Source organism: Grimontia sp. AD028 (assembly GCF_000973155.1).
Classification (GTDB): Bacteria; Pseudomonadota; Gammaproteobacteria; order Enterobacterales; family Vibrionaceae; genus Enterovibrio; species Enterovibrio indicus.
Genome location: NZ_LASY01000045.1, coordinates 1 through 24,529 on the forward strand (window position 1 = coordinate 1; position 24,529 = coordinate 24,529).

Consider the following 24,529-nt stretch of genomic DNA (forward strand, 5'->3'; position numbering starts at 1 on the left):
GTTGTCCCTTTTTGATGGAGATGACTACACCTGCAAAGGGACGCCGCGATCACAACACCAGTCAAACTCGCTGAACCGCGCATCTTCAGATTGTTTGGGTATAAGACTCAACACAATAGCAATGCGCCACGCCCGATTTTGTCTTGTCTGTATTCCACATCAGGAATTTCTGTGGCTATCCGCAACACAGAGAGCATAAATGGGCGTAAACCTGTAACCACACTTTCTATCCGTATTTAGCCTTATCTTGCTTCGCTATACTTCAACAGCTCAACTAAGGAAGCTCTGGATTTACGCTCCAGCTCGCTAAATGGAAGATAAAATGAATCAATACGTTGTATGCGCACTCTACAAATTTGTGCGCCTTGAAGATTATGTGGAACTCCGTGAGCCATTGAAGGCGTTAATGGAGAAAAATGACATTCGCGGCACCTTGCTGCTGGCGAACGAAGGGATTAACGGCACCGTCGCCTCCACGCGCGAAGGTATCGACACCCTGTTGGCATGGCTTAAGAAAGACCCTCGCCTTGCTGATACCGTCTATAAAGAGTCATTCGACGAAAACCAGCCATTCAACCGCACTAAAGTGAAACTTAAGAAAGAGATCGTCACCTTGGGTGTAGAAGGCATCGACCCACGCCATGTGGTCGGCACCTATGTGAAACCTGAAGACTGGAACGAACTGATTTCCGACCCCGAAGTGTTTGTGGTGGATACCCGCAACGATTACGAAATCGAAATCGGCACCTTCAAGAATGCGGTGAACCCAAAAACCGACACATTCCGCGAGTTTCCGGAATACGTCGCCCAAAATATGGACCCAGCCAAACACAAGAAAGTCGCTATGTTCTGTACAGGCGGGATTCGCTGTGAGAAATCGACTGCATATATGAAAGAGCAAGGCTTTGAAGAGGTTTACCACCTGGAAGGCGGCATTCTGAAATATCTGGAAGAAGTGCCGCAGGAAGAGAGCCTTTGGGAAGGCGATTGCTATGTATTTGATGGCCGAGTGGCAGTAAACCATCAGCTCGAAAAGAGCGGTTACGCCATGTGTAACGCCTGCCGCTTGCCTATCACCGAAGAAGACATGCAGTCTGAAGCGTTCGAGCAAGGCGTCAGCTGCCCTAAGTGCATCGACAAACACACCGACGAGCAAAAAGCCCGTTTCCGTGAACGTGAAAAGCAAGTGCAGCTCTCAAGGGCGCGCGGCGAAATTCATGTAGGCGGCGAAGCTGACCAAATCATTACCCAGCGAAGAAATGAAAAGCTGGCGAAGAAGGCAGAGCAGCGAAAAGCAAAGTAAGGCTGTTTGATTGCCCCAAACTAAAATCCCCTCAGCGGAAACGCGAGGGGATTTTTTGCTGTTCGTCCGAAGCTGGTTTGGGTAAAAGCTTCTTAGAACAATGAAGATACTCTTAAACGAGCTTTTCACATATTTTTTCACTGGGATACCATATATTCAAAATTCGCACTCTATAATGCTTGGCTCTGTCACAAAACTACAGCCCGATTCTTGGTAAGTCAGGTTAAGAGTAAGTGCTAAGATATGCTCCTAGAGCGATTTAAGTGCGTCAAGTGGGCGTTTTGAGATGCTAGTCGGCTATTTACTATAATGGACATCAATTTCTCATTAACCCTATAATCCCTTTCCTTGTCTTGCCTTTATAATACCCGCAGTTTGAATTTTGAGTGATAGTGATGAATTTTAGGTATGACATTAATGGATTGAGAGCAATAGCAGTGATAGCCGTTGTTCTGTTCCACTTCAACCCTGCTTGGGTTCCCGGTGGGTTTGCAGGTGTTGACGTGTTTTTTGTTATCTCTGGTTTTTTAATGACGGGGATAATTTTTAGAGGGTTAGAGAACGATAGTTTCAATCTCTTTAAATTTTACGTAGCTCGTGCGAATCGCATAATTCCTGCTCTTGCTGTTTTATGCCTAGTGCTTTTGCTTTACGGATGGTTTTATCTCACACCTTTAGATTACAAAGCGTTGAGTAAGCATGTTGCTAGTAGTGTGGGCTTTGTTTCCAATGTAATTTATTGGAGGGAGTCAGGATACTTTGACGCTGCATCGCATGAAAAATGGTTATTGCATACATGGTCATTATCTGTTGAATGGCAGTTCTATATTCTTTATCCAATCGTATTGGTTGCACTTAAAAAGTATTTATCTCTAGAAAACTCAAAGCGATTAATTGTAATTGGAACAGTTTTAGGTTTTTGTCTAAGTGTTGTAGCAACAATGAAGTGGCCAAATCCAGCGTACTATCTTCTCCCAACAAGAGCGTGGGAAATGATGATGGGTGGCGTGGCTTTTCTTTATCCTTGGAGTTTATCTGGAAGTAAAAAGAAACTTACAGAGATTATAGGCTTAGCTTTAATCTTGAGTTCGTATGCTTTTGTGTCTAGTGATATACCATGGCCTGGCCACTTTGCTTTGCTTCCTGTTCTTGGTGCATATCTAGTAATTGTTTCAAATCAACAATCTAGTTTCATAACAAAGAACGCTCTCTTTCAATACTTAGGTAAATGGTCATATTCGATCTATTTATGGCACTGGCCAATAGTTGTCTTAGGCTACTATTTTGATCTACAGAACTGGGCTTTATATGGATTACCACTGTCTGTCATTTTAGGTTTTTTAAGCTTTAGATTTATTGAAGGATTTAAATTTAAATCATTTATTCTTTGGAGGGATTTCTTTAGAGTTAAACCTGTTTATATGGCTATTTTTTTAGGGGCAGTTTCTAGTATCTCATTCGTTTACAATGGCTTTGAACATCGAATGCCAGAAGACTTTAAAGTGATTGCTAGTAATGCAAAACCTAGCCCTTATCGAGAAACATGTCACATAGAGAAATATCAAAAACCAGAGTTATCATGCGAGTATTTTAAAGACAGTGTTCAATGGGCCATACTGGGAGATAGCCATACTGTTGAGATAGCTTATGCCCTTGCTGAGAAATTAAAAGAATATCAGAAAGGACTAAAGCATTTTAGTTTTTCTGGTTGTATTCCATCTTACACTCAGAGTGACGACTACTCTAGATGTTCTAAATGGTATAATGAATCAGTACATCATATTATCAATGACAACCATATAAAAAATGTTGTATTTAACCATAGATACTCGGCAGCTCTTTTAGGTGGGCATGAATCTATTTATCCAGAAATTGGCACTTTAAGTGATAAGCATGAAGATATATTAAGCTCGATTGATAATGCCATTAAAGACTTGGCGAATAGCAAAGATAAGGTTTATGTATATCTTCCTATTCCAGAAATAAAGAAACCAATAGGCAAACTATTGGCAAAATCATGGTTAAATAACTATGGATATGAAAATATATCTGGAGCAAGTTTAGATTTTTATAAGAATAGAAATAAAATAATCATTAACCATTTCAAAGAAAAAAATTATCCCGACAATGTGATTTTCTTAAACCCTCGAAACGCATTTTGTAATGAAGAAGATTGTTTCGCTGTAAAGGATGGGAAAGCTCTCTACTTTGATGAGGATCACCCATCTGTTGTCGGTGCTAGGTTACTGGTTGATCTTATCCCTTTTGATTTACCATAAACCTCGTTGTAAACACCAAAGAACTAGAGGCTGATCATCAGCCTCTTTTTTATTGCTCTATCACACTTTGGGGCAAGATCAACTTAACTCAGTCCTTTCAGAGCGTCCTTACTCATAATTTTTTCACGCAACCTTAAAAGCAATCCTCTCCGCCACACGTTTCCAATAAGACCCCGCCTCTACAGAGGTTTTCTCAAAGTCCTGCACAAACAAGCCGCGGAAGCGGTACATGGTTTGCCCCACTTCATTACGTACTCGGGCAAATACAACCATGGTCGTATCTTGAGTGAGGCTTTTTTCTATCGCAGTCGCACGCTTTTCCATCGACTCAATGTTGTATTCATGGATTTCTTTGCCATCCTGACTGAGTTCGTTGTACCACTCTCCGTTCGGGTACAGCTTCGGGAACCAAAGTTTGTACTTTGGATATCCTGGAACGGATGCCGTCGACCGCTGGAATCCGGCATAGTTATGACCGAAAAGGTTGCACACTTCGACGCTGGTTCTGAATGCCACATCATCTTTTAGATCGACATAACCCAGCGCTTTAAAGCGCTCAATAGAATGCTCAACTTCGGGGTTCCAAGGTGCGAATACCCCTTCCGCTTTTTGCAGTTCGATTTTGGCTTTGATTAGCGCGACTAACTCATCAACCTGTTGGTTGATTTGCTCAATCGAGGCCGAAGCATCAATGCGGTGAACCTCATGCTGAGTCGCGGTAACAATATCCAACTCGCGGATTTTGTCGGCATCGATTTGCTGCTTGTGAAAGCCTTCATCAATCTCAACATGAAGCTGTAACTGTGGCAGATAGAGATCGGTCAGCGCAAAGCCATCTGGTCTTGAAACATACTGTTGGGTGATGAATTTTACATCCAGATCATCAACTTTATGGATGATGCGGGAAATGGCATAAAGCTCGAAGCGTTTGTGGGTACAACGTTGTAACTGACGGGTAAGGTGAAGCGTTTTCATTTTGGGTAGTGTTTACGTGCGAAATGACACGATCCCAAGGAATGTCGGATTGCGAAACAAGTTATTCGAGATGAAGGGGAATTTTCAGAACGCTAGATGGGTGGAAGCCCCCTCAGCCACATCCCGGCACACACGTCCCAAGCGCGGGCTGCTTCCTTCCGGACCTGACCCAGTACACAAGTTAGTGTTGCGGGAGGACCAAGGGGGCCTCCATAGATTTGATACACCAAAAATCTCTTGAGAAAGAAACCGTTGGTTCGAGCGCATTATGTGGGATGGCTACGCCCAATGCAAGGGGTTATCTGGCTTTCAGCAACCAAGTGGTGAGAATTTACCCGCCCTACTCTTCTTCGTTTTCTGTGTGGAGAAGGTAATCGCCAAGCCAAGCAATGGTCAGAGACAACAACCAGGCGACAAACACCGGGTTTGGCACTGAGAATTGTGGGAAGACGACGATAGTGGCAAAGGCAATGGCTGGCAGAATCACGCAGAGTTTATCGCCGCGCTGTTCACCACCGATGCGTTGGAGTTCCTGGAGCGCCAGCACCAGCATACTGCCGCAGAAGGCGAACATGGCACCTTGGGTTTGTCCGCCTGCCAGTAGGGCGACAATCAGCGCCACAGGCCACCAGCTAATTTTCTTCACTGGCTTCCAGAAGTAGGTCGCGACCCAAACCATGATGACGCAGAAGATCTGCATCAGGGTGTAGCTGATAGCGCCGCCGAGTTTCTCATCCCCTTGCAGCGCGAGCACGCCGCATTCCATGGCGATAACAACTGAGATAACCAGCAAGGAGACCTGCCAGTTACGACGCTCCCCGGTGATGAGCACCAGAGCAGGAAGGATCATCCAAAGGCTGAGTGAAATCGCAACAGGTTGATAAGGCATCATGGCGCCAAAGCCAATCAAGCCAAGTGCAAGAATCCATACAGCGATACCGCCGGAACCAGCAAAAAAGAGAGCGGGGATCGCGAAAGCAAGCAGAGGGATATCGCCTTCAGCAAAGGCAGAAGAAAGTGCAGCACCCATGACCATGACTGCTGCTGTCACCATTAGTGTCGTCGCATACCACATTTAGCACCTCCTGCGCTTCATGCCGACAGTGATACCTCGTTCCTTCTTTGATGTATTTGTATTCAGGTGAGGTATGATGTTTCTAATTATAATTTCTCCGTCAGTTTCAATATGCCCAATTTTGATGACCAAATCTATGCAGTACTTATCCAAATACCCCCAGGAAAAGTAACAACTTACGGTGATGTCGCAAAATTAGCAGGGTTTCCCCGTCACGCGCGCCATGTCGGCAAGCTTCTTGGCTCACTGCCGAAGGATTCCAAGCTGCCTTGGTTTCGTGTGATCAACTCCAGTGGGATGATTTCGCTCAAGGGAGAGAGCTTTGTCAGACAGCGTGAGAAGCTGTTGGATGATGGGGTAGAAGTCAAAGAAAACGGCGCAGTATCATTGCGCCGTTTCAGATGGGATGGAGAACCAGCCTAGGTGCCTAGCGTTATCGAATGGCGCTGACCACCTGAATTTCCACGTTCTGTGTCTTGGCAGGGTCATTAATCACGTGGGTGGCGGTGTCGCTGATAAACATTAACTGGCCATCGACTTCAATGCGTGCACTCACGTTGTAGGTGTGGCCCGGTTTAATCTCTGAAGGTGAGTAAGTCAGCGAGAATGGCAGCGGAACCTGACGCCCTTCTGTCATGTAGGACTGGCTGCTGATCACGTCCATTGGCGCATCAGCTAATGACACATCCGCCAGAGTTACCGTCAGTTTGGCGTTATCCGGCAGGGCAATACGCTGCAAGTAGTAAACTTCACCTGTCACTGTTGCCATGTCTTGGTCCTTAATAATGTCAGTACATGCGGTGAATGCGAGTGCCATCAACGCAGCAAAAAATCCAAAAAAGGCCTTCTTCATGGTAAAACTCCAAGTGACGCAAGCGTCTAAAATACTGATAAAACCAACAACAAGTTTATCACCGTTGCATATTCAACCATTGGAAAAATGTGGATTTGAGATCACACCTTTCAACATCCACTGGTTGTCGCGTGAGGCAGAGTAATGTATGCCACCTCGCAAGGTTAGAGAGCATACATGCTGAATAAGTTCGAAATAAACGACATGATGAGAGCGATCTGTCATTTTTCTGTCAAAACAAACAACAATATGATGTCAGACTGGCTTAAAGAGGAATTATGAGTACGAAATTGGAAGAACTGCTGGCTTTGCTTAAGCTCGAGCAGATTGAAGAAGGGCTTTATCGTGGACAGAGCGAGAACCTTGGCTTGCCTCAGGTTTATGGCGGTCAGGTGATTGGTCAGGCACTTTCTGCCGCCAAAGGGACTGTCGAGAGCGACCGTTTTGTGCATTCCTTCCACAGCTACTTCCTTCGCCCCGGCGACCCAGAAAAGCCTATCGTCTATGACGTAGAAAATTTGCGTGATGGTCAGAGCTTCAGCACCCGCCGCGTGAAAGCAGTGCAATACGGAAAACCGATTTTCTACCTGACCGCTTCTTATCATAAGAATGAACCAGGGCTTGAGCACCAGTTCACCATGCCGCAGGTTCCAGGGCCGGAAGGCTTGATGTCAGAAAAACAACTGGTCGACTCAATCGCCCAGCACCTACCGAAAAAGGTGATTGAAACCTTTGGTGGCGACCGCCCGATTGAAGTTCGCCCCGCTGTGGTGGTGAACCCACTTGCCCCTGAAAAGCAGGAAGCCAAGCAATACCTTTGGATCCGCACCAACGGCAAGATGGTCGACGACCCGCGCGTCCACCAGTATCTGCTGGCATACGCGTCGGACTGGGGCTTCTTGGTCACCGCACTGCAACCTCATGGCGTGACCCTAATGACACCGGGGCTGAAAGTCGCCACCATCGACCATGCGATGTGGTTCCACCGTGAATTCCGTATGGATGAATGGCTGCTGTTTGCGATTGATAGCCCATCAGCCAGCGGTTCACGCGGTTTGGTGCGTGGCGAGATTTACAACCAGAAAGGCGAACTGGTTGCTTCTGCAATTCAGGAAGGTTTGATGCGGAAGAATCCCAGAGCTTAATCGGGGCTTAAAACGAACAAAGGCCAGCGCGAAGCTGGCCTTTTCTGTTTTCACGCGATTAACTTAGAAGTCGTAACGCATGCCTGCTTGCAGTTGGTCATCTTTACCATCAAGGCCTTCGAATTTGTAGCCTGCGTAAGCGCGGAAGTTGCCGTTGAATTTGTAAACCGCTTCTGCAGCAAAGTTGTTGGCTTCTTCGGTATTGGTGTCGTCGTACTCACCAAAGTTGTATACCGCCACCAGCGCCAGTTGCTTAGTCGCTTTGTATTGAGCTGCCACTTCATAACCGGTGTAGTCCTGATTGCCTTTTGAACCAGCGGTGTAAAGTGCGCCCAGCGTAAAGCCGTTTTGCGAGTATTCAGCCGCCAGGTTGACTTGGTCATCGCTGTCAGTGCCTGCATCCTGAGAGACGTAACCTGCACCAAGGCTGACTACACCAAAGCTATACAGCGCAGAGATGCCGTAGCTGTCTGCATCTTTCTCGTCGGCTGCAATGTAGTTGGCTTGAATAGACAGCGCGTCAAACTCGCCAGCGTACAGGAAGTTGTTTTCACGCTTGTCTTTGTTGCCTGAAACCAAGTCTGCCGCGTCACCACCAAAGGTCGCCATCACATCGGTAATGTCAGTCAGCTGAACCTGTGCAGAATCTTGCTTACCGTAAGAAAACTCACCCGCTGATGTGCCGAAACCAGCGAAGATGTAGCGGTTCTTCAGGCTATCGCCACCGCTGAACTCAGCTTCGTATTTACCGAAACCGTAGAGACCTTCTGAGATTTCCGTTTTGCCTTTCAGGTTAAAGCGCGCACGGGATTTATCTTCAAAAGAGCTGTTGGTGTCGCTCTCGTTGTTGTCAGACACGTTGAAGCGCGCTTCAGCACGGCCACCGACTTTCAGGGATGTCCCTTCGCTGTCGTAGACCGTCGCCGCGAAAGAGGAAGTTGAAGCGAGTGCGATAAGCATTGCAGAGGTTAACGCTGCGTTTTTCATTTCTTACTACCTTATTGTATTTGGGGGGCTTTCTTGCCCAATAAAGAAAAAGCGGGGGCTAAGGTAGGGCTGAAAAATGACAGTTCGGTTTCTGTCGGGTGACGTTTATGTTCCACCGGAATGACCAAATGATGACTGTCGACTGACCTCTCAACACCTTGTAATCTCGGGATATTCATCACACAGAAAGTTACGAGGCATATCTTTCGCTTTAGGCTGTCGGAAATCTTCAAGACTCCTTTTCCACCAAGAGCCAGAATGGACAAAACATCAACAAGGAGAGGGAATAATGAAGTTTAGATACACGATTATGTACGTGGAAAACGTTGAACAAACATTGGCGTTCTACGAACAGGCTTTCGGGCTGGAACGCGCCTTTCTGCATGAAAGCGGCGATTATGGCGAGCTGAACACCGGCGACACCAAACTCTCTTTCTCATCACTAGCGCTGATGACTTCGCTCGGCAAGCACCCAAGTTCTGGAAACCCGCACTCACCCAACTTTGAAATCGCCTTTGAAACCGATGATGTGGCGGGAAACCTTTCCAATGCGCTGAAAGCAGGGGCGGAATTGGTGCAGAATGTTGAAGAAATGCCCTGGGGACAAACCACCGCTTACGTACGCGATTTGAATGGGTTTTTGGTAGAGATTTGTACCGCTGTGGCAGGCTAACCTTGGCCCTCAATAACCGGGAACGTAAAGCTGTTCGGTAAGATCTTTTCTGAGCTTTAATTCACTTGGTGTCACACCAAACCAGCGTTTAATTTCGCGGCTGAAGTGCGCCTGATCGGCGTAGCCAAAATCAAAGGCAGTATCAATCAAGGGTGCACCTTCGGCAATGGCACGGGCACTTTGTCTTGCCCTTGCCAATTGAACCCAGAACAAAGGCGACTTACCGCTCCGTTTGAGAAGGTGCCTTTGCAAGGTTCTCTCACTGACACCAAGCGAGCGCGCAATATCAGCCACAGAGCCCAACCGCTCGCCTAGGCTGAAAAGCGCTTCATCGACATTGCTACAGCGACGTGAAAAGGCAGCAATCTTATCGAAAAGATCATGGGTGTCTTTTCCAATGGCGGCCATCAATTGGCTTTCATTCACCCATGTTCCCGGCGCTAAGCGGTAGCCTGTCATTTTTACTTTGGGCGTTATTTCAACAGCAAGGGTAGTATCAAACAGCGGGGAGACATGCACCTGCTGCACACCCTCGATTTCTGTCACAATCACATCACGGCAGCCATCAGGCACTACATAGGCAGTCCCTTTTTCTGTCGGATTAGATGTCCAGATATCGATGATGCTTTCCATGCTCTCCCCGCCCGGTGTTGAACAGCCTTTAGCTTAGGCAATACCCTCGTGCGTTTCTGTCTCACCGCAGGCAATTTGCTCCAGCTCTTCCAGGTGTGCTCGGGTCTGCTGTAGCTCATACATCTGCCAGTAGCGGCCTTTGTTCGCCAAAAGCTGCTGATGGTTACCCTGCTCTTCCACGTGACCACGATGCAACACCAGAATGTTGTCCGCATCAGCTATGGTAGAAAGACGGTGCGCAATCACCACAATGGTCATGGTATTTCGCAGTGCTGCCAGCGCTTGCTGCACACGCTCTTCAGTGCCGGAGTCGATGTTGGCGGTCGCTTCATCCAAAATCAGGATACGCGGCTTATCCACCAACACGCGCGCCAGCGCCAGCAACTGCTTCTGACCCGCAGAAAGCGTAATATCACCAGTGCCAATCGCAGTATCCAAACCCGACGGCAAGTGCTTCACATAGTCCGCCATATCGACCTGTTCCAACGCCTGCCAAATCGCTTCATCTGAAATATCACGGCCAAGGCTCACGTTGGCTCGGAAGGTATCAGACAGCACATGCGGGTCTTGTTGCACCATGGCAATGCCAGAGCGGAGCGCGTTTTGGGTCAGGGTCGAGAGTTCTCTGCCACCAAGTTTCAATGTACCCTTTTGTACCGGATAAAAGCCCATCAACAAGGAAGCGAGCGTACTCTTACCGCTGCCGGTATGACCAACCAAGGCTAAGAAGCCGCCCTCTTTGACCGAGACATTCACATCGGTCAGCACCTGAGTTTTACTGTCGTAACTGAAGTTCAGCCCTTCGATATCAATGGTGCCGGATTCAATGGCACGGTCATCATCACCATAAACATGCTGTTTAGCATCCATCAGCTCGAACAAACGCTCACCCGCCATAATAGCCTGCTGCAACAAGGACAAACGCTGCATCAGTTCTATCAGCGGCTCAGTGACACGCCCCAAATAGCTGATAAAGGCGTAAAGCACGCCCACACCAATCAACTCATTGCCGTGCCAGCCAAACAGCGCAGCCAGCGAGATAAGTGCCACACCAGACATCAAATCAATCAGCGGGCGCAGGTAAATGCCGTTGATTTTCACGATGCGAACTTCGGTGTTGAAGTGTTGCTCAGTTAAATCAGCAAAGCGCTCTGAAAAACGCTGCTCCTGCCCCATCAACTGAATCAGGCTCATCCCCTGAATCGACTCACTCATCACACTGTTAATGTCGGTCAGCAAGTCACGCGAGTCACGGTAAGCGGGAGACGAGCGGCGTTGGTAGTAATACATCACCAAAACGACAGAAGGGATAAGAATCGCCACCACAACCGTGAGTGTCGGGCTCAATAAGTACATGGCCGTCAGCATGGCGATGATCAGCGCTGTCGCTTGCAGGAAACTCGCGACCACTTGCACGTAAAGCTCTTTCAGCGATTCGGTATCGTTGGTGACGCGCGAGACCAATTTACCTGCTGGCACATAATCAAACGCCGACAAAGGCTGGTTGATGATGCTGGCATAAACACGTTTGCGAATAGTTTGGACGATTTCAATCGCGATACGGCTAAACCGGATGCCATAGGCGTAGTGCAACAGACCTGAGAGTACCGTGACCGCAATATAGGCCAAGGCCAATCCCCAAAGTACATTCGGTGGATAGTAATCCTGAGCGACATAGTCATCGAGGAAGATTCGAATCAACCACGGGCCGCTGACATCAGCCACCACTGCAAACAGCAGGAAAATAGCTGCCACCGCAAAACCGGCTTTGTCATTGAGCAGATAACTCAGAAGGCGTTTTAGGGTTTCACGTTTACTCATAGCGCCTCCTCCAGTGCTTGTTCGAGTTGCTGATAACGCTGCATTTCGGCATACCAGCCGTTGGCATTCACCAAGGCTTTGTGCGTGCCACGCTCTTCAATATGCCCTTTTTGCAACACGATGATTTCATCGGCCGATTCCAACGCCGACAAACGGTGTGCAATCACCACGGTGGTCTGGTGCTGTGCGCGGTCATGAAGGTTTTTCAGGATGTGGTGCTCAGTGCGGCCATCCACCGCTGACAGGGCATCGTCCAGTACCAGAATTTCCGCATCCAGCAGCAAAGCACGGGCAATGGAGATCCGCTGTTTTTGACCACCGGAAAGCGTAATACCCTTTTCTCCCACCAGCGTTTCGTAGCCTTCCGGGAACTGCATGATGTCTTCATCAATACAAGCCAGCTTCGCCGCTTCACGGATTTCTTCACGTGTTGCATCCGGCTTACCGAGAGCAATGTTGTCGGCAATGCTGCGGGAGAACAAAAACGGCTCTTGCGTAACAACAGCCAGCTTGCCGCGCCACTCGCCCAGCTTGAAATCGCGAAGGTCTGTGCCGCCATAGCTGACGCGACCCTGAACAGGGTCTTCCAAGCGCAGCATCAAAGACAAAATGGTGGTTTTACCACTGCCCACTGGCCCCGCCACACCCAGCATTCTTCCGGGTGCCAATTCAACATTCACATCGCGAAGCGCTGGAATGTCATGACCGCGCCAAGTGAATTGGTCAATCGCAATAGAAAGGGTTTCACGTTCTGCTGGTAAGGCTTTATCGCCGTCTACCAAATCCGGCTTTTCTTCCAGCAACTCTTTAATACGTTTCCACGCAGCCGAACCACGTTCGATGATATTAAACAGCCAGGCAACGGCCAGCATCGGCCAGATCATCAAGCCTTGATAAAGGGTAAATGCGGTCAGCTCGCCCAAGGTTAGGGTGCCATTTGCCACCATGTAACCACCGCCTGCAATCGAGCAGAAAAACGAGGTGCCGATAGTCAGGAAAATGACTGGGTCAAACATGGCATCGACTTTTGCTACGGCCATGTTCTTTTCGCCCGTGTCATCCGCCACCGCATTAAAGCGGTCAACCTGCTGAGACTCCAACCCAAACGCGCGGATCATCCGAATGCCATTGAGCGACGATTGGGTTTCTTCCGACAGCGATGAAAATGCCGCCTGTGAGGCGCCAAATCTATGATGGAGCTGTTTACCGAAGCGGTTCACCATAATCGCCATCACTGGCATGGGTGCCAGCGCCAACAGGGTCAGTTCCCAGCTGATGGTGGTGGTCATGACAATCAACACCGCAACCCCCATGATCAACGAGTCTGCCAGCGTCAATACGCCCTCACCCGCCGTCATCACAACAGCCTTCACATCATTGGTGGAGCGCGCCATCAAATCGCCCGTGCGGTAGCGCTCAAAAAAACGTGGCGCATGGCGGGTAAAGTGCTGATAAAGCTTGTCACGAAGCACGGTGCCGAGCTGCGCCGCAGCGCCAAACAGCCACACGCGCCAGACAACGCGCATGAAATACACCACGACCCAGAGCGCAACAATCGCCCCAAGCGCGATAAACATCTGGTTTTTGCTGATATCGCCTGCCATGACACCGTCCACCAGCCAACCAATGGCTTTCGGCGGGATCAGTTCAAAACCGGCGACGAAAAATAAGAGTACAATGGCGCCGACATAGCGTTTCCACGCCATTCGGAAAAACCACCCGAGTTCCAAAAATATGCGCATTCATCCTCCCCTGCGCGAGCCAACTTACTTTTCAGGTCTCTGACTTGCCTGACTTTTATTGCTCAAGCTTTTGTATGCTGAGTCTTTTTAGAGCGGTAACGCGGTGGTGTATTTCAAAGGCTCCATCGCGAATGTCGACGTGACATTGGTCAGGCCATCAATACTGTTCACCAGCTTTTTATAGAAGCGGTCAAACGCCGCCATGTCTGCCACCTGCACCTTTAACATGTAGTCGTATTCTCCCGCCATGCGATAGCATTCCATCACTTCAGCAAAGGGGGTAACGACATCCACAAACTTGCGGTACCAGGTTTCAGAGTGGTTTGAGGTTTTAATTTGGACAAAAGCCGTGAACGAGAGCCCTAACGCTTCGGGGTCTAAAAGGGCGACACGCTTTTGCAAGATGCCACTTTCTTCGAGACGTTTGAGACGTTTCCAACAAGGCGTGGTAGTGAGGTTTACCCGTTCGGCCAGATCTGACAGCGACAATGACGCGTCGCGTTGTAACCAATCTAACAATTGGCGATCTACATTATCCAGTGAAATTGTCATGACTGCTTTACCATTTCCGCGATAAGAGGCGAAAAATCCCCTCTCAAGACAGTGGAGAGAAATATTTTCTTTTTCGACGCCAATAATAGAATGAATTTCCATAACGAGCGACATTTAGACGAAAAATGGCAAAACTTTACTTCGCATCTAGGATTATATTGTTGGTATAACCTTGATTATTATGAAGTAAGCCAATGATGACTGAAGTAAACGTTCCTGCTAATTCCTCACACTGGGTTTGCGACGCAATTCGTAAAATCGAAGCGGACTTCCAACGCTCAGCGGATACCCACCTTATCAAACTGGATCTGCCGTACTTCCCAGAGATCGATATCTACCTGAAAGATGAAAGCACCCATCCGACAGGGAGCCTGAAACACCGCCTAGCACGTTCCCTTTTTCTTTACGCGCTGTGTAACGGTTGGATTAAAGAAGACACCACGATCATTGAATCGTCTTCTGGCAGCACCGCGATCTCTGAGGCTTACTTCGCCCGCTTGCTTGGCCTTCGTTTTATCGCTGTTGTTCCAAGAACAACAGCGAAAAGAAAAATCGAGCAAATTCAGTTCTACGGCGGTGAAGCCCACTTTGTGGATCGCTCTGACGAAATTTACGCAGAATCACGCCGCCTTGCGCAGGAACTGAATGGCCATTATATGGACCAATTCACCTACGCTGAGCGTGCCACCGACTGGCGCAGTAACAACAACATCGCCAACAGCATTTTCAGTCAGATGAAGTACGAGCGTTACCCTGTGCCAAACTGGATTGTGATGAGCCCGGGCACCGGCGGTACTTCAGCCACCATCGGCCGTTTCATCCGCTACCGTTGCCAACACACACAATTGATGGCGGTTGACCCAGAAAACTCGGTTTTCCATGATTTTTATAAAACCGGTGACCAGTCACTGACTTTGGATCGCGGCGGAAAAATCGAAGGCATCGGCCGCCCTCGCGTTGAGCCAAGCTTTATCCCGGGCGTGATTGACCGTATGGAAACCATCAAAGACGCAGACAGCGTCGGCACGGTGCACTGGCTGGAGAACATTCTTGGCCGCAAAGCGGGGGCATCAACTGGCACCAACCTTTATGGCGCATTGATGCTGGCGGAAGAGATGCAATCACGCGGGGAAAAAGGGTCTATCGTCACCCTGCTTTGCGACAGCGGCGAACGTTACTTAGATACCTATTTCAATGAAGAGTGGGTGAACGCAAACATTGGTGATATTGCACCGACGCTGGAATATCTGAAAAAGTTTGGGTAATTGAAATACGCATTGATGAGAGCGCACCTCGGTGCGCTTTCATTTTTCAACTGCGCGGGATCTCTCTCGAAAGCCATTCAACAAAGATGTAAATGTACTGACCCTCATCGATTCCACATGCCATTCTGGCACGCTGATTCCACCACAAACACTTTTGTTATGACCATCTCCAAAGCAACACTCGAAGACGTTAATGCCGTCGCCTATCTTTTTAACCTCTACCGTATGTTCTATGGCAAAAATAGTGACATCGACCTCGCGTGCAGCTTCATTCATTCCCGCCTTGAAAACCGGGATTCAACCATTTTTGTTGCCAGAGATGAAGCCGGACATGCTGTCGGATTCACTCAGCTATACCCCACTTTCTCATCGGTCTCCGCGACTAAAAGCTGGATTCTGAATGACCTGTTTGTGCTGGACTCCCAACGCGGTAAAGGCATAGGACAAGCCCTGTTAGGCGCTGCTAAAGCATTAGCGATTGAAACAGGGGCGAATGGGTTGGCGCTTGAAACTGCACCGGATAACACTGGCGCACAAAGGCTTTATGAGTCATTGGGTTACGTTAAGGATGAGACCTACTTTCACTACTTCTGCCGCCTCAGTTAAATAGAAACTGTTGAAAATCAAGAGGATTTTCAATTTAAGCACTTGTAAAAGTGAGCCTTGCAACCATTTTTATTAAAAATCTTATTGCATATAAAGTAGAGACATGAAATTGTAGGGTAAATCATATAAAACAGGGGGTTAGCTATTGATCTAAAGGGATTGTCTGATAGAATCCGCGCCCGAGCATATACAGCAAGATGAATACATGAATTTAAAAGAGTTTATCCCGACAACCGAGGTTTCAGAGGTAGTTCAGCTGCTAATGTTGTCTGCAATGGAAATGTATGACAGAAACCCGACTGTCGCTAGTATCGGATACCTCTCGCTGGTATGTTCTATCCCTTTGAAAATACTTCTAAATCATTTCATTGCAATAAAAAAAGAAGACAATGCACTGGTTAAGGAAAGGCTTCGACTAAGCTTGGAAAGTAAAAAGCTAAATGCTCAAAGTCAGAGACCAAACCTCGCTAACGGAAACGGGGAGTAGAGAACAATGAACACTGTTATTCCTTTACTAATTCTGTTTATAGTAACTGCACTCATCGTCAACTACTGCTACGCAGTTTACTACAGACGTAAAGTTATTCTGCCTTTGGTAATAGATTTCCTTAGAGATGAAAGCGTCAGCAGTGGTGCCAAGTTTATGGCAAGCCACGCATTTGAAGACTCTCTCGATGTCTTCCTCATACTAAAAGTAGCCAAAGCAGCAAAATCCAGATCAGAAGATAACAAAACTAAAAGTATAGGTTTCTTATCGAATTTGGATGACGACGCAAAACGTCGTTTATTTGAGATATTTGATAGATCTATCAAGTTAAACTTACAAGTTGCATTTCCGGTTTACGCTTGGGCAGGGGTTAAATACAACAGTTTTACGGTTAACACTTCAAGTAAACACAAAGAACTAAAGCGAAAAGTAAAAACCGAATTGATTTCTTACACAGATCAAGAGTTCAAGCAAAACTACGCTTAAAAGTACAATTGATTTAGAAAGGGCCAGCTTGCTGGTCCTTTCTTTTTTACACATAAAATTCGTAGATAGAGCTCCCACCTAACTTAAGCTAAACTCCCCACCCAAGAACAAAATTCCGGTAAAGGATGTAGCCATGAAAAAAGCTGTTGTCGTCTTTAGTGGCGGACAGGATTCAACCACCTGCCTGATCCAAGCGTTGTCTGAGTTTGACGAAGTGCATTGTATTACCTTCGACTACAACCAACGCCACAAGCAGGAAATCGACGTCGCGCGTGATGTTGCGAGCGCGCTGGGTGCCACTTCGCGCAAAGTGATGGACGTTGGCCTGCTGAACGAACTGGCGATCAGTTCGCTGACCCGTGACAACATTCCGGTTTCTCACGAGCTTCAGGAAAATGGCCTGCCAAATTCTTTTGTACCAGGTCGTAACATTCTGTTCCTGACACTGGCAGGCATTTACGCTTACCAGTTGGGCGCACAAACCGTGATCACCGGTGTGTGTGAAACAGACTTCTCTGGCTACCCGGATTGCCGCAATGACTTTGTGCAGGCAATGAATAAGTCGCTTGTCTTGGGGATGGATCGTGAGCTCGAAATCCGCACGCCGCTGATGTGGCTGAACAAAGCAGAGACCTGGGCACTGGCGGATAAATACGGCAAGCTGGAGTTTGTACGCGACCACACCCTGACCTGCTACAACGGCGTGATTGGCAAAGGTTGTGGCGATTGCCCTGCTTGTGACCTTCGCCAGAAAGGTCTGGACAGCTACCTGGAAGACAAAGAGAACGTGATGGCGTCGCTGGACAGCAAAAGTGTCTGATTGCCCTTAATCGGGATATCTATCTAAAGCAAAGAGGGCTCACTTGAGCCCTCTTTTCTGTTCAAATTCCGCGTCTATTCAGATTCCGCAGCTTTGTCAGCAGCGTAGATCAATATATCCCCTGGCTGACATTCCAAAACCTCACAGATCTTCTCCAGCGTACTAAACCGTACTGCCTTTGCTTTTCCGTTTTTCAGTATTGAAAGATTCTGCTCCGTCACACCCACCAATTTTGATAGTTCTTTGAGCCTCATTTTGCGCCTGGCCATCATAACGTCCAGGTCGATTGTAATTCCCATAACTTTCCCTAAATCGTGTGCTGGTGTTCTTCGGCGATGATTTGTGCCTCACGCATAACCCAGCCAACTGTCAGTATCATAAAGCCACAGAGCACAGTAACAATATCTACACTTCCCAAAGAGAGAGAAAGCACACGCTCGCCTGGCGGATTATTGAAGCTGAGGATAACGGATATCAACCCACCAAAAACCAGATTTGCCAGAACCCAATAGAAAAAGGTGAACCCCAGCAGGCGGTAGCAATTTGCGGTATCTACCGAGAAGATCTCAGCGGATTCATAGCGGCGAAACAGTTTTACCAGCAGAGCCATACCGTAGAGCAACACACCGATAGGCAAGGCACTCGCAAGAACAGCAAAAATACGGGTTTCTAAGGTCAACGGTGCTGATGTATAGGCACTGATATCACGCGTATCACCAACAATCCCAAACCGCGAAATAAAATCCATGTCCGTTTGAGCCGTCATCCAGTAGTAGATAGCGCCTAAGGGCAAAAGGCACATCAGTAGTTGGATCGCTCTTCTGATGTTTCGACTGTAAGTTTGTATTTTCTGCATAGCACTCTCTCCTCGGGTATGGGCTTAAGATACCATCAGAACAAAACAGATCAATAATAAATTATCGTTAAACGATAATTTATTATTGAAAAACCCCATGACGTGACGATGGGAATTAGACCATATGAAAGAATAACGCCTCATCTCCGGTTCTACTCTATACCTATCTTGTTCAATGGGAGGCGATATGTATCTTGCTGTCAGTGGTACTTGTTACTGGTGCATGGAAGCCATCTTCAACGCCTTAAAAGGCGTGTCGAATGTCGAACAGGGATTTTTAGTCACGGAAGATCGGAAGCATGTTGAGGCGGTATTCTTCCGTATCAATGAAGAAGAGATCTCGTTGGAGGATGTGATTCGAGTGCATTTGGACTCACACGCTTGCACGTCAAATCATTCATTCAGGGAAAGCTATCCAAGCGCCATTTACCCAACGAATACGGGACATACAGCGCAGTGCACTGAGGCGTTAGAAAATGCTGCGTCAGATTACGCAAAACCGGTGGTGACTAAGGTTTCGACTATGGTGGCGTTTTATCCGACACCAGCCCGCCAGCAAAACTACTTCTGGCGGAATCCCGCGAAGCCCTTTTGTCGTCGCGTGATTGCACCGAAAATGGAAGTGTTGAAAGAGTTGTATCCACAGCTGCTAAGCCAAAACGCGTTCGCCTACCTCTCCGGCGAGACCGCTTAAAAAAAGCGCCCTTGCGGCGCTTTTTATCTCAATGTGAGGCTTATTTGCCTTCTTTGGCTTTCTGACGTGCGTTGAATGCCGCCATTTGCTCATCAGTCGCCGGGAGTTGGTGGTTCGCTTTCCACTCACTGTAAGGCATGCCGTAAACGCGCTCGCGAGCTTCATCGTCACTCACTTCAATGCCTGCATTATCGGCTTCGGCTTTGTACCATTTACCCAAGCAGTTACGGCAGAAGTCCGCCAGAATCATCAAATCGATGTTCTGCACTTCTTTGTGATTATCCAGATGAGACAGGAAACGACGAAACGTTGCTGCATCCAGCTGATCTTGTTGTTCTTGGGTCAGTTTATCCGACATGACTGGCTTCCTTTATCTTCGTTATTTATTCGATGGCTATGGTTGTAAAACATACCAACGGACGCTGGAAAACAAAAGAGCAGACCCAGGATTCTAGGATCTGCTCTTCCTGTGTTTTCATCAATGCGGCTCAAAGTCACCATGACCTGGGCGATGCGGCTTGAATTTCTCAAGCTCGGCATTGAGCTGCGCTTCTACATAACCCGGAGAGTGCGTCTTCACAGACAACAGTCGGTACATCGCTGGGATGACGAACAGAGTTACCGTCGTCGCGAAGGTCATGCCGGCGAAAATCACCGTACCAACCGCCACACGGCTTTCGTAGCCAGCGCCCGTTGAGATAATCAGCGGAATAGCACCAATAATGGTGGTAAAGGCAGTCATCATGATTGGGCGCAGACGACGCACCGCTGCATCAATGATCGCCTTCTCGAACGGTTCGCCACGGTCACGGAGCTGGTTGGCAAATTCGACGATAAGAATACCGTTCTTGGTCACCATACCAATCAACATGATCATGCCGATTTGCGAGTAGATGTTGAGCCCCTGACTGGTTAGCCACAGGCCAACAAAACCTCCGAAAATCCCCATCGGCACTGTCAGCATTACCACCAGCGGGTTCACGAAGCTTTCAAACTGGGCAGCCAGAACCAAGTAAGCCACCAGCAAAGCCAAACCAAATACGATCAGAATGCTGCTTTGGTTATCTTTGAACTCTGCCGATTCACCCGCATAGCTGATTGTGATATCTGCTGGCAGCAGCTCAATCGCTTTAGCATCAAGGAAATCTAGCGCATTACCCAAGGTGTAACCGTCGCCAAGGTTGGCTTTCAGGGTGATCGACTTTTGCTTGTTGAAATGGCGTAAGGTTTGCGCTGACGCGACCTCTTCCACTTCAGCAAGGGTGTCGAGACTCACCAGATCGCCGTTGCGGGTACGCATGTAGATTTGGCTGATGTCGTCTTTGCTGTTGAAACGTGCTTCATCACCGCGCAGGTAAACGTCAAACTCTTCACCACGGTCCACAAAAGTGGTTTCACTCTTGCCACCCAGCATGATTTCCATGGTGTTGGACACTTCATCTGCACTGATACCCAGCTCAGCCGCTCGCTTGCGGTCAATGCTCACCACCAACTCTGGAGTGGTTTCCGCGTAATCCAGATCCGCACCTTGAAGGATAGGACTGGCTTTGGCTTCATCCAGGAGTACTTGAGCCCATTTGTTCAGCTCTTGATAGTCTGGGCCGCCAAGAATGAACTGTACCGGTTCACTGGAACCACCACGGAAACCCGGCATAAAGGCACGCACGAAGATATCTGGAATACCGCCCAGTGCTTTACGCACTTCGCCTAACACCTGCGCTGCAGTTTGATCGCGGTTGTTCCAGTCTTCGAGCTGCATAATCACGAAGCCTGTCTGGTCGCCGGCCATACCTCCGAACGCTGGCGCTTGCATGCTGATAGAGGTAAGCACACCTTGATCAACCAAAGGCATCAAGCGACGTTCTACTTCTTCCATGTTGCCGACCATACGGTTGTACGCCGTGCCTTCCGCGCCTTTTACAAAAGCCATCAATACGCCACGGTCTTCCTGTGGCACTAATTGCGCGGGCAGGTTTTTCATCAGGTAAGCACTGCCGCCGATACAGGCAAGAATGATGAGTGGCGCTGCAAAGCGTGCTTTCACCGCCACAGTGACCGCTGCGCGATAGCCGTTCTCGAACTTCTCAAAGAAGTTATCGACCATGCGGTTGAACGCGCCACGTTTTACGTTGGCCTTGAGAATTTTGCTGCCGAGCACTGGGGTTAACGTGAGTGCGACGATAGAGGAGAAAATCACCGACATCGCCAGCAGCACAGAGAACTCAGTAAACAGCTTGCCAACCATGCCTTCCATAAAGGAAATGGGTAGGAATACCATCACCAGAACGGCTGTGGTCGCCACCACCGCAAAGCCCACTTCACGGGTGCCTTTAAATGCCGCCACCAGCGGGGTTTCGCCTTTCTCAATGTGGTGGAACATGTTCTCGACCACCACGATGGCGTCATCCACCACCAGACCGATCGCCAGAATCAGCGCCATCAGGGTCAATAGGTTGATGGAGAAGCCAAAGAAGTACGCAGCGATAAAGGCAGAAATCAGCGATACCGGCACAGTTACCGCGGGGATGAGTGTTGCCCGCACCTGTCCGATGAAGATATACAGCACCAGAATCACCAGTCCACCGGTGACAAACAGGGTGCTGTAGACCTCATCAATCGAACGTTCGATAAATACGGTGGAGTCATAATCGACCCAAAGTTTCGCGCCTTCTGGCAGGAAGGGCTGAAATTCATCCACCAGTTCGCGAACCGCGATTGCCACGTTCAACGGATTGGCATCAGACTGCGGCACAATACCCAAACTGAGGTTGTTCACGCCGTTGTTTTTATAGGTCGCGTTTTCGTTTTGGGAACCAATATAAACGTCAGCAACGTCTTTAAGGTAGATCGGGCTGCCGTCGCTCGCTGTGCGAACCACCAAATAATCGAAATCTTCCGGTGTCTGGTACATGCGTTCGGTACGCACCGTCATCTTAGTGACATCGTTACGGATTTCACCGCCCGGGCTTTCGAGGTTTTCGCGGCGAAGCGCGGAAGTGATGTCAGAAGTCGTGACACCACGTCCTGCCATCAGTACCGGATCGAGTCGCACATACATCACTTTGTACAGCGCGCCGTAAAGTTCCACCGAACTCACGCCCGTCAGCAGGCTGAATTTGTCTTCCAGCACACGCTGCGCGTATTCGGTGAGCTGAGTACGGTCCATTTCCGGCGAGGCAAGGTTAATATAAATGGAGGCTTCACCGGAGCCATTGGACTTGGACACAATTGGCTCGTCGGCTTCATCCGGCAATCGTCGCTGTGCACGGGCGACTGCATCACGTACATCACTGACCCCTTCGGTCAGGTTCCAGTCGATGTTGAACTCGACGGTAATACGCGACATACCATTGCGGCTGACAGAGGTAATTTCCTCAATACCGCTGATACCGGAAAGCTCATCTTCCAACACCTGGGTGATCTGGCTTTCCATGATGCTGGCGGACGCGCCTGCATAGCGGGTCATCACAGACACAACCGGGCTGTCGATATCCGGGTATTCACGGACCGCAAGCTTGCTGAAGGATACGATACCGAAAACGAGGAGCAGCAGGCTCAGAACAATCGCGACAACGGGTCGCTTAACAGAGACATCTGAGAGCCACATTTACTTGCCCTCACCCTTCGCGGTCAGATCGTTCACTTTGGTGCCGTCACGCATGCTCACCAGACCCTGCACGACGATGCGATCGCCAATCTCGAGACCACTTTCGACGGTCACCAGATTGTCGATACGCGCGCCAAGTTTCACTTCGGTGCGGTTCGCGATGCCTTTGTCATCCACCAGATACACAAAGCGCTTGGTCCCTGAGTACTCAATAGCCTGCACCGGAATCACCGCGCTGACCGTTGGCGCAAAGCCCATGGTCGCTTCCATCATCATGCCCGGACGCAGCAGACGATCGTCATTGTTGATGTCGATACGCGCACGCAGATTCAAGGAGTCATTGTTCACGCGGGAGTCGACGGCTGTGAGCTTGCCTTCGAAGTTTTTGCCTCGCCACGCTTTGGAATTGGCCACCACATCGATGTCTTTGCTGAGCTCAGACAGGTATTGCTCTGGCACATTCACGTCCAATTGCATTTGGGAAAGGTCGTCGAGGTGCAGCAGTGATTCGCCCACTGACACTAGCTGACCGCGGGTGATATCCACCAAACCGACGGTGCCATTGAACGGCGCTTTGATGAAACGGTCATCCAGATCAGATTTCGCTGCATCCAAACGGGCTTTGGCAACATCGACGCTGGCTTGTTGGGCATCAAGTTCTGTTTTGGTCAGCGCACCACGCTTATGAAGTTTGGAGAACTCATTGAGTTTACGCAGTTCGTCTTTATGGAATGCCTGCGCTTCTGCAACAGCGGCTTCAGATTTGGCAGAGTCCAACGTCAACAGAGGATCACCCTCTTTCACTTGTTGACCGGCTTTCACATAAACCGCTTCAATCTTGCCTGCCACTTCAGGGGCAATCACGACAGAGTTTTCGGACTTGAGGTTACCAATCAAAGAAAGGCTTCGCGCAACCGGGCGCGATTCAACTTGGGCAGTAGCAACAGCAATAGCAGGTCTCGCAGGACGCGCTGAAGGTTTGTCCGCGGCTTCACTTTCACCCTGCAAGGCAAAAAAGCCAGCAGCGCCAAGTACAACAACGGCGGCGAAAAGGACTTTATTTTTCATTTTATTAACCGTAAATGACATCTCGCGATAGTCTACTCTATGCCTATCCTGTGTGCGGTAAAGAAATGTAAATCCAACAAAAGATTTACCTGCCAGCAGTCGGCGGAAAGTGGCGCTCTAGATTCCATCTGAGTACCCCATAAAACCCCTGTTGGATTCCCAAAACTCGGTAAAATTCCCGGTTTCCTGTCAATCAATTGTTTCAACGCCGAAAAAACCAGCAAACGCACAGCATTTTCGAGAAAAGTGCTTTACAGACATGCTTCGTTTGATAATATGCGCCCCGCACAGCGTGGTGGGATTCCCGAGTGGCCAAAGGGATCAGACTGTAAATCTGACGGCTCCGCCTTCGAAGGTTCGAATCCTTCTCCCACCACCACTTACTGCGCTTCATCGCGATGTTCGCTTGATTTCCGCGGTGCAGCATACAACTAGAATAACTCGTGGTGGGATTCCCGAGTGGCCAAAGGGATCAGACTGTAAATCTGACGGCTCCGCCTTCGAAGGTTCGAATCCTTCTCCCACCACCATCTTTCAGCTTCGTCGCGATGTTCATTTGATTTCCGCAACGCAGCGCACAACCAGAATAACTCGTGGTGGGA

General features: G+C 48.7%; 23 protein-coding genes, 2 tRNA genes and 1 other RNA gene. 12 read left to right on the forward strand and 14 right to left on the reverse strand.

Features of this window, described 5'->3' with window-relative positions:
• The first annotated feature begins 322 nt into the window (after positions 1-322).
• Positions 323-1,303, forward strand: a complete 981-nt coding sequence (locus tag RN22_RS10830) for a rhodanese-related sulfurtransferase (RefSeq protein WP_002540915.1) — start codon at positions 323-325, stop codon at positions 1,301-1,303.
• Between the two features lie 395 nt (positions 1,304-1,698).
• Complete coding sequence (locus RN22_RS10835; protein ID WP_046304290.1) at positions 1,699-3,582, forward strand: acyltransferase family protein; 1,884 nt, start codon at positions 1,699-1,701, stop codon at positions 3,580-3,582.
• Positions 3,583-3,705: 123 nt separating this feature from the next.
• Here RN22_RS10835 and RN22_RS10840 read toward each other — a convergent pair whose 3' ends face one another.
• The 3 genes from RN22_RS10840 to RN22_RS10845 form a co-directional block, all read right to left on the reverse strand.
• A complete protein-coding gene (locus RN22_RS10840) occupies positions 3,706-4,557 on the reverse strand; it encodes an AbaSI family restriction endonuclease (RefSeq protein WP_046304291.1) in 852 nt (283 codons plus the stop codon).
• 107 nt (positions 4,558-4,664) lie between these two features.
• Positions 4,665-4,761, reverse strand: an RNA gene (ffs, locus tag RN22_RS24700) — signal recognition particle sRNA small type.
• Positions 4,762-4,897: 136 nt separating this feature from the next.
• A complete protein-coding gene (locus RN22_RS10845) occupies positions 4,898-5,632 on the reverse strand; it encodes a hypothetical protein (protein ID WP_002540941.1) in 735 nt (244 codons plus the stop codon).
• Positions 5,633-5,743: 111 nt separating this feature from the next.
• Here RN22_RS10845 and RN22_RS10850 point away from each other — a divergent pair, with 111 nt between their 5' ends.
• Positions 5,744-6,055 carry an MGMT family protein gene (locus RN22_RS10850; protein WP_002540942.1) on the forward strand — a complete coding sequence of 104 codons (312 nt, stop codon included), beginning with the start codon at positions 5,744-5,746 and terminating at the stop codon, positions 6,053-6,055.
• Between the two features lie 10 nt (positions 6,056-6,065).
• On the opposite strand, the gene RN22_RS10855 is transcribed toward RN22_RS10850, so the two are convergent.
• Positions 6,066-6,485, reverse strand: a complete 420-nt coding sequence (locus tag RN22_RS10855) for a YbaY family lipoprotein (protein WP_002540943.1) — start codon at positions 6,483-6,485, stop codon at positions 6,066-6,068.
• A 278-nt stretch (positions 6,486-6,763) separates the two neighbouring features.
• On the opposite strand from RN22_RS10855, the gene tesB reads away from it, so the two are divergent.
• Complete coding sequence (gene tesB, locus RN22_RS10860; protein ID WP_046304292.1) at positions 6,764-7,630, forward strand: acyl-CoA thioesterase II; 867 nt, start codon at positions 6,764-6,766, stop codon at positions 7,628-7,630.
• A 63-nt stretch (positions 7,631-7,693) separates the two neighbouring features.
• Here the strand turns inward: tesB and RN22_RS10865 are convergent, their stop codons facing one another.
• Positions 7,694-8,617, reverse strand: coding sequence for a porin (locus RN22_RS10865; RefSeq protein ID WP_002540946.1), 924 nt, complete (start codon positions 8,615-8,617; stop codon positions 7,694-7,696).
• 289 nt (positions 8,618-8,906) lie between these two features.
• Between RN22_RS10865 and RN22_RS10870 the strand changes: the two genes are divergently transcribed.
• A complete protein-coding gene (locus RN22_RS10870) occupies positions 8,907-9,290 on the forward strand; it encodes a VOC family protein (protein ID WP_046304293.1) in 384 nt (127 codons plus the stop codon).
• Positions 9,291-9,299: 9 nt separating this feature from the next.
• On the opposite strand, the gene RN22_RS10875 is transcribed toward RN22_RS10870, so the two are convergent.
• From RN22_RS10875 to RN22_RS10890, 4 genes are all read right to left on the reverse strand, one after another.
• Positions 9,300-9,923 carry an AraC family transcriptional regulator gene (locus RN22_RS10875; RefSeq protein ID WP_046304294.1) on the reverse strand — a complete coding sequence of 208 codons (624 nt, stop codon included), beginning with the start codon at positions 9,921-9,923 and terminating at the stop codon, positions 9,300-9,302.
• Between the two features lie 33 nt (positions 9,924-9,956).
• Positions 9,957-11,744: an ABC transporter transmembrane domain-containing protein gene (locus RN22_RS10880; protein WP_046304295.1), complete on the reverse strand. Its 1,788-nt coding sequence runs from the start codon at positions 11,742-11,744 to the stop codon at positions 9,957-9,959.
• Positions 11,741-13,486, reverse strand: a complete 1,746-nt coding sequence (locus RN22_RS10885; RefSeq protein ID WP_046304296.1) for a SmdA family multidrug ABC transporter permease/ATP-binding protein — start codon at positions 13,484-13,486, stop codon at positions 11,741-11,743. The genes RN22_RS10880 and RN22_RS10885 overlap by 4 nt, the downstream gene beginning before the upstream one ends.
• Positions 13,487-13,573: 87 nt before the next feature.
• Positions 13,574-14,038 carry an Lrp/AsnC family transcriptional regulator gene (locus RN22_RS10890; RefSeq protein ID WP_039850363.1) on the reverse strand — a complete coding sequence of 155 codons (465 nt, stop codon included), beginning with the start codon at positions 14,036-14,038 and terminating at the stop codon, positions 13,574-13,576.
• Positions 14,039-14,232: 194 nt separating this feature from the next.
• Here RN22_RS10890 and RN22_RS10895 point away from each other — a divergent pair, with 194 nt between their 5' ends.
• The 4 genes from RN22_RS10895 to queC all read left to right on the forward strand — a co-directional run bounded on the left by RN22_RS10895 (position 14,233) and on the right by queC (position 17,702).
• A complete protein-coding gene (locus RN22_RS10895; protein WP_046304297.1) occupies positions 14,233-15,303 on the forward strand; it encodes a PLP-dependent cysteine synthase family protein in 1,071 nt (356 codons plus the stop codon).
• Between the two features lie 159 nt (positions 15,304-15,462).
• Entirely contained in the window at positions 15,463-15,909 is a 447-nt protein-coding gene (locus RN22_RS10900) for a GNAT family N-acetyltransferase (RefSeq protein ID WP_046304303.1), read from the forward strand.
• Positions 15,910-16,402: 493 nt separating this feature from the next.
• The gene (locus RN22_RS10910) at positions 16,403-16,882 is read left to right on the forward strand and encodes a hypothetical protein (protein WP_046304299.1); all 480 of its coding nucleotides are present in this window, start codon (positions 16,403-16,405) and stop codon (positions 16,880-16,882) included.
• A 133-nt stretch (positions 16,883-17,015) separates the two neighbouring features.
• On the forward strand, positions 17,016-17,702 hold the full coding sequence (gene queC / locus RN22_RS10915; protein WP_046304300.1) for a 7-cyano-7-deazaguanine synthase QueC: 687 nt from the start codon (positions 17,016-17,018) through the stop codon (positions 17,700-17,702).
• Between the two features lie 74 nt (positions 17,703-17,776).
• On the opposite strand, the gene RN22_RS10920 is transcribed toward queC, so the two are convergent.
• Positions 17,777-18,001, reverse strand: coding sequence for a helix-turn-helix transcriptional regulator (locus tag RN22_RS10920; protein ID WP_039850349.1), 225 nt, complete (start codon positions 17,999-18,001; stop codon positions 17,777-17,779).
• An 8-nt stretch (positions 18,002-18,009) separates the two neighbouring features.
• Positions 18,010-18,558 (reverse strand): DUF2975 domain-containing protein, encoded by a 549-nt coding sequence (locus RN22_RS10925; RefSeq protein ID WP_002540961.1) that lies wholly within the window; start codon positions 18,556-18,558, stop codon positions 18,010-18,012.
• Positions 18,559-18,745: 187 nt separating this feature from the next.
• Between RN22_RS10925 and RN22_RS10930 the strand changes: the two genes are divergently transcribed.
• Entirely contained in the window at positions 18,746-19,252 is a 507-nt protein-coding gene (locus RN22_RS10930; RefSeq protein ID WP_046304301.1) for a peptide-methionine (S)-S-oxide reductase, read from the forward strand.
• Positions 19,253-19,292: 40 nt separating this feature from the next.
• Here the strand turns inward: RN22_RS10930 and RN22_RS10935 are convergent, their stop codons facing one another.
• The 3 genes from RN22_RS10935 to RN22_RS10945 all read right to left on the reverse strand — a co-directional run bounded on the left by RN22_RS10935 (position 19,293) and on the right by RN22_RS10945 (position 23,927).
• Positions 19,293-19,610, reverse strand: a complete 318-nt coding sequence (locus RN22_RS10935) for a DUF1244 domain-containing protein (protein ID WP_002540963.1) — start codon at positions 19,608-19,610, stop codon at positions 19,293-19,295.
• A 120-nt stretch (positions 19,611-19,730) separates the two neighbouring features.
• Positions 19,731-22,859 carry a multidrug efflux RND transporter permease subunit gene (locus RN22_RS10940; protein ID WP_046304302.1) on the reverse strand — a complete coding sequence of 1,043 codons (3,129 nt, stop codon included), beginning with the start codon at positions 22,857-22,859 and terminating at the stop codon, positions 19,731-19,733.
• Positions 22,860-23,927, reverse strand: coding sequence for an efflux RND transporter periplasmic adaptor subunit (locus RN22_RS10945; protein ID WP_046304304.1), 1,068 nt, complete (start codon positions 23,925-23,927; stop codon positions 22,860-22,862).
• Between the two features lie 294 nt (positions 23,928-24,221).
• Between RN22_RS10945 and RN22_RS10950 the strand changes: the two genes are divergently transcribed.
• Positions 24,222-24,306 (forward strand) — tRNA-Tyr (locus tag RN22_RS10950).
• 66 nt (positions 24,307-24,372) lie between these two features.
• Positions 24,373-24,457 (forward strand) — tRNA-Tyr (locus RN22_RS10955).
• Positions 24,458-24,529: the final 72 nt, after the last annotated feature.